Raw genomic sequence first — 6,385 nt, 5'->3', positions numbered from 1 at the left:
GGACGTTTTTTATTATGGAAAGATTACATACAACACTTATTTCTTATTTATCATTACAAATGAAATTACCGAAACTACAAACATAATACTACCAATTATAAATCGATGGGCTCTAAAAATTTTATATGTTATAGAGAATTAACATTTCGTTACATTAACAGATCCTTTCTAATTAAAAATGATAGGAAACGTAAATATAACGAAAGCTGCCCAAAGTCCGTAGATTGGCAAATACTTCGTAATGGCATCTTGGATAGCTTTTGGTCCTGATTTGTTTTGCAAGAAACGCATATAGGAAAACATAATCCAAATGAGATTTGCCCAAATCAGTATGTTTACACCTAAAACAGCAAGTCTATTAGGCGTAATCCCGTAAGAAGAAAGTCTGAATACTATGGCTGACAATGCGACAGTGTCAATAATAAGTGCCAGAACAATTAAGGAAAAATTTATATAATCTGAAATGTTCTTTTTCTCGTCCGAGTCACTTTCAACGATAGAAAATATGGTAACAGCCAATACACCAAGGAGTATTCCGTTGAAAGCCATTAGGAAATTGCGATCCAAGAACGGATTTTCCCCCACCCAAATTACCGTTATAAGATAGATAAGCAACGTGATCAGGACGAGAGGACTAAAAATTTTAGATATGTATGGTGTAATATTTTTAGCAAGCTTAAGATTCATTGATACTAAGTATGCAGCCACAATAGCGAGAGCCGCTGCTCCAAATAAAACAACATTACTAAAATAGAATTCTCCTATATCTAAGTCAACAAAGCTAAATAAACGCATGGTGAATATTGCTAGTATCATTCCGCTCACTGCCATGCTCCCGTAGAGAAGACAATATTCTAAATTAAATTTAATATAGGCTAATCTTGTACCGCCTTTTGAATATTCATTTCCTGTAAACGCAAGCCCTACTAAGACCCATAAAAATATAGGAAGATGTAAATAAGCAAGTATGGTACTGTCTTGATAATTTATTGGCAATGTATTAAGATACACCCCGGAAACTAGGAATAACGCTATAAGGGAATAAATAATACTTTTTTTCGGCTTATTATTGTAAACAAAATAAGCAGCAATAAAGGGAATTACACCAAAAGCCAAGTTTATTGGAGCAATTGCTTCCTGCTCAACAAAGTGGAAAATGATCCTGGTGCTTATGCCGGCCAGAATAGCTAAAAGGCCCATGAATAAGAAACCTTTTTGAAACAAAGATGTTTTTTCTTTATTTACTTTCTCCTTGAAATGCAACCTTTCATACCAAGCACCTAGAATTTGAGAATCAGGGTTTTGGTCCCATGCTTGTGAGAATGCTTTTTTAAAAGCTTTCGGATCTTTTCTATACATCTTCTCCAACTCATGGGGGTTATCCATATGTTTAACAATCAAATTGTTAATGTTCATAGTTATACCTCCTCTAATTTTAAAAATAAGGTTGTTACCTTTTAACAAAAGCACCTCACTCATTTATTATGATTTTGATTTTAATACATAATTTATCGTTTTACAATAAAAAAATATTATTTAAAGGATTTTTTTATCGTTAAATTTTATATAAAAGAAAAAAACAAAAGAGCATGACAGTTTTATGTCATGCTCTTTTAACAAATTAATTCTCAAATACAAAATTAATCTTATTATCTTTCCACTCTAATTTCGCATCAAACGTTTTCTCGCCCTTTTTAAAACCTTTAATTAAATCAGTCTTTTCACCTTTTAAGAGCTTTGTCATATTCTTTTGCGAAATTGTTTTACTTAATATCTTCTTTGAAATGGTGAAATCACATTGCGTTGTATTATAGTTAGAACAACCGTAAAACGTTGACTTATCAATTACATCGCCATCACATTTTTTACAGCTACCAACCTTTTTACCCGTTGTAAATTTCGATCCTTTTCGTTCAATCGATTCAACATGTAGTCCCGTGAAATCCCACTTCTCAGACATTTCCACTGCGTCTTCAATAATTTTAGCTGATAGCTTTTTCGTCTGTTCCATAAAAGTTGCTGGTGAAGCTGTACCTTCACCAATTTCCGCAAGACGTTGTTCCCATTTCGCAGTCATTTCCGGTGAAGCTAGTATTTTGTCACCAATTGCGGTAATTAATACTTTTCCTTTATCAGTCGCATACACTTGGTTTTTCTTTACATCTATATATTTACGGTCTTTCAGCATCGTAATAATCCCTGCGCGGGTCGCTTCCGTACCTAAACCTTCTGTTTTCTTCAATACCTTCTCTAGCTCTTCATTCTCTAAATACTTACCAGCTGTTTTCATTAACGTAATAAGTTGTCCTTCTGTATAACGCTTCGGTGGCTGTGTTTTTCCTTCTTTCACTTTCACCTTTACAACTTTTCCTTCTTCACCTTCAGCTACAATTGGAAGAATGGTTTCGTCATCTTTATCGTCTTGGAAAATAACTTTACGCCAACCTTCTTGAATTTGCTGTTTTCCTTTTGAAATGAATTCAGCACGTTCATCTACAAGCGTTACAATCGTTGTATAGTCAAAGATTGCAACTTCATAATGAGCTGCAATAAGCCTTCTTACGATCATATCGTATATTTTCTTTTCATCACCTGATAGTCTGCTTGGGTTTGTAACTTGCTCTGTCGGAATAATCGCGTAGTGATCTGTTACTTTCTTTTCATTTACATAACGCTTATTGTTCATAATGGATTCAACCGGAGCCGGTAATAAACCTTTATATTCATCAAACTGACTTAACTTCTGTAAAATATCAGGGAACGTCGCTGCTTCTCCTTGAGTAACATAGTTAGAATCTGAACGTGGATAAGAAACAATCCCTTTTTGATAGAGTGCTTGCGTTATATCAAGCGTCTTTTTCGGTGAAAACTTAAAGGCTTTATTTGCCGTTGCTTGCAGTGATGATAAGTTGAATAAAAGCGGCGGCTGAAACTCTTTACGCTCCGTTTTCATTTCCTTCACAACAGCCGGTTTCCCTTGGCAAAATGCCGCAATTTTATTCGCCATATCAGGGTCTTTTAAGCGGGATTCATTATCCTTCTCCCATTTCCCGTCATATTTCTTTCCTTCTATATTAAAGGTTGCAAACACTTCCCAGAAAGGCTCTGACTTAAAGTTTTCAATTTCTTTCTCACGCTTTACAATCAATGCTAACGTTGGTGTTTGGACACGACCAGCAGAAAATACATCATTCATTCCTTTTTTCTTTAACAAAATACTAAACACACGTGATGCATTCATACCAACAACCCAGTCGGCACAAGATCTTGTGTATGCTTCGTAATACGTATTAATTGTATCTGATTCGTCAAGTAAATTTTTAAACCCTTGATAAATAGCTTGCTTCGTTAAAGACGAAATCCATAGACGCTTCATCGGCTTTTGCACGTTACAAAGATTAATAATATTTCGTACGATTAGTTCCCCTTCACGCCCAGCATCGCCTGCGTGAATAATTTCTGTTACCTGTGGATTATGTAACAGCTGTTTCACAACGTTAAATTGCTTATACTTTGACTTTGTTACTTCAAATTGAAAACGCTCTGGAATCATCGGTAATGTATTAAGTGACCATTTTTTCCACTCTGCGTGATAATGCTCTGGATTACATAACTGCGTCAAATGACCAATTGCCCATGTACAGTACGCTCCATTTGGAAATAACTCATTCGCTTCTACCTCTAAATATCCATCTTTCCGGCGATATTTAAACTGTGAAACAAGAGCCAACCCTTGATCTGGTTTCTCGGCAATAATTAATTTCATTTTATAACTCCCTATCTGTATTCCAGTGTTACTTTCATTGTCTATATGTTTAGAAGCGATGATAAAACAACAATCTTATTTATCATTCGCGGTTTGTCTCGCAAATGGGAGACCTATAATATTATACGCTTATTCTTTATGGCTTCACAATAGAAACTCACAATATAACAATTTCTTTCACATGCTTACAATTAAAAAAGACGCCCTAAAAAATCAAGCGTTCCTTTGCTTACATCTATGAAATTGTGCAGATAATATGCAGATATAAATTATCATAAGTACACATATGATGAAATGAACGATAAGACAAGGAGGTATCATAATGTTTGCTTATACGTTAACTACCTTAACACTTTGCTGTACCTCAATTCTTATTGTATCCAATATTTCTAAACGTCAGGGTACCCTAATGGAGTATATGGTATTTATTATGTCTTTTAGTATGAGTATCGGTTTAAGTATTGGTTTTTATTTAGGCATTCTCTTTAAGGGGGAATTACTATATTCTACTTTACTTGCTATTTTAATTAGTGGTTTTATCGGTTTTTTAGTGGGTCTACGTTTTCACCTATATACTGCTTTAGAAGGAATGTTCTCTGGATTAATGGCAAGTATGATGGGAGCAATGATTACAGAAATGTTAAACGCTCAACAAGCTCATAGTATATTGTTCATTAGCCTTTTACTTACTATAACGATTACTATGTCCTGTGTGATTCAATTGTTATCGGAGAACTTTTCTACTTTTATCCAACGTCGTTTTTTGTTATTCCTTTCAATTAGTGTAGTAATTATCGTTGCCGTATTCGCGACATTCCCAGATCATACTCCTGCACCTTCACCTTCACCTTCACCTTCACCTTCACCTGGGCATAATCAACATATACATTAGTACTTGCAACAAAAATGAATAAGCAGCTATCCATAGGATAACTGCTTCCTATTATTCTGGCTTATTAGGAATATTTTGGTTTGGAACATAATCAGATTTATAATCTGTATAGTTCACTTCCGTTACCATCCCTGCTGAAGCATGATGTAGGTCGTGACAGTGGAACATCCACTCACCGGGATTGTCTGCTACAAAGGCTACTTCATATTCTTCTCCTGGTTTTAAGTTCAATGTATCTTTTACAATTGGAGAACCTTCTATCGGTTTTCCATCTTTACTCAACACCTGGAAGAAGTGACCATGTAAATGCATTGGGTGATCATCCATTTTAGAACGATTTACCAATTTCACTTTTACTAAATCACCCTTTTTCACTTGAATTGGGTCAATATCCGGAAATACCTTTCCGTTAATTGTATATACCATTTCATTTTCATTCATTTGCGTATTTAAGTCCATATTATATGTGGCAGTATACTCTTGATTTAACGTGAAACTACCTAATTTTTTAGCACCATATTTCGTCATATCTAATTTCGCTAATTTTCCCTTTTCATCTGCTTTATCTTTCATCTCTTTGCTGCCATCATACTCAATAACAGCTTTCATTCCTTTTGCACCTTTATTTTTTGAATGGTCCTCAACATACCACTTCCCAGGATTATTAGCAGTAAATTCAATATCATAACGTTCACCCGGTGCGATTGAAATTACTTTATCCTTTATAACTTTTGGATTGTTTATTGGTTGACCATCTGTCGCAATTACTTTTATATCATGACCGTGAACATGTATATCATGTGATAGATAACCAGCATTAACAAGTCGAAGACGAACTTTATCTCCCTTATTCACTTTCAATGGCACTACTAAATCACCGCTTTTTCCATTGATTGTGAATAAATCATACATACTCATATCATGACCTTCCATCTTCATATTTCCATGGTCCATTCCTGCCATATTGCCAGAGTCTTTTTGATTACTGCCCATGTCCATACCAGAATGATCCATGCCGTTCTTATCATCATTCTTTTTCGTATTTTCATCACCTTTAGATTTATTACCTATTTGCCCTTTTGTCATTTCTTTTAACTGCTTTTTAATTTCTTCTTTATCTGTAACCCATTCATCCAACAGTAATGTGTAATCTTTATCATATTTTTCCTTTGTATCCTCTACAATGAGCGCTCCATACAAACCTCTATCTAATTGATTTACAGAATCTTGATGCGAGTGATACCAGTACGTTCCTGGTACGTTCGCTTCAAATTCGTAAGTGAAACTTTTTCCTGGTTCAACTGCATCTTGTGTCACGCCCGGAATTCCATCCATGTTATTTGGGACAGGATATCCATGCCAATGAATAGATACTGGTGCAGATAATTCATTTTTTAATGTCACTTTCACCTTTTCACCTTTTTTCACCCGAATTTCTGGACCAGGAGATGAGCCATTAAATGTCCAGACTGGAACAATAACACCGTTACTTAATTTTTGCTTTTCTTCTTTCGCTATTAAAGTAACTTCTGGCCCTTTTTCAACCTTCAATGGTGTTGTAGCTGTTTCAGTCTGTAGTGTTTTGTTATCATTCATATTTTTATGATCATTTGTTGTATTTGTCGTCACAGAACAGGCAGCAATTAAAAATATTACAGAGACAGTAACGGCTGCTAATACAACTCGCTTCATGGACAATCCCTCCTTATTCTTTTTCAAAATCATTA

Annotated in this window: 4 protein-coding genes; 1 reads left to right on the top strand and 3 read right to left on the bottom strand. The window is 34.9% G+C overall.

Going from position 1 to position 6,385, the window contains the following annotated elements:
* Positions 1 to 168: 168 nt before the first annotated feature.
* Together HMPREF1014_RS09595 and topB are read right to left on the bottom strand one after the other, a co-directional pair.
* Positions 169 to 1,416, bottom strand: coding sequence for a DUF4153 domain-containing protein (locus tag HMPREF1014_RS09595; protein WP_001024711.1), 1,248 nt, complete (start codon positions 1,414 to 1,416; stop codon positions 169 to 171).
* Positions 1,417 to 1,621: 205 nt separating this feature from the next.
* Positions 1,622 to 3,766 (bottom strand): DNA topoisomerase III, encoded by a 2,145-nt coding sequence (gene topB, locus HMPREF1014_RS09590; protein WP_000766771.1) that lies wholly within the window; start codon positions 3,764 to 3,766, stop codon positions 1,622 to 1,624.
* A gap of 322 nt (positions 3,767 to 4,088) precedes the next feature.
* Between topB and HMPREF1014_RS09585 the strand changes: the two genes are divergently transcribed.
* Positions 4,089 to 4,658, top strand: coding sequence for a hypothetical protein (locus HMPREF1014_RS09585; protein ID WP_000458549.1), 570 nt, complete (start codon positions 4,089 to 4,091; stop codon positions 4,656 to 4,658).
* Positions 4,659 to 4,709: 51 nt separating this feature from the next.
* Here HMPREF1014_RS09585 and HMPREF1014_RS09580 read toward each other — a convergent pair whose 3' ends face one another.
* Positions 4,710 to 6,350, bottom strand: coding sequence for a multicopper oxidase family protein (locus HMPREF1014_RS09580; RefSeq protein ID WP_000832719.1), 1,641 nt, complete (start codon positions 6,348 to 6,350; stop codon positions 4,710 to 4,712).
* Positions 6,351 to 6,385: the final 35 nt, after the last annotated feature.

It is taken from the genome of Bacillus sp. 7_6_55CFAA_CT2 (assembly GCF_000238655.1).
GTDB lineage: Bacteria > Bacillota > Bacilli > Bacillales > Bacillaceae_G > Bacillus_A > Bacillus_A cereus.
Note: the sequence above shows the minus strand (reverse complement) of the source record. Positions and strands in the feature narration are given on the sequence as shown.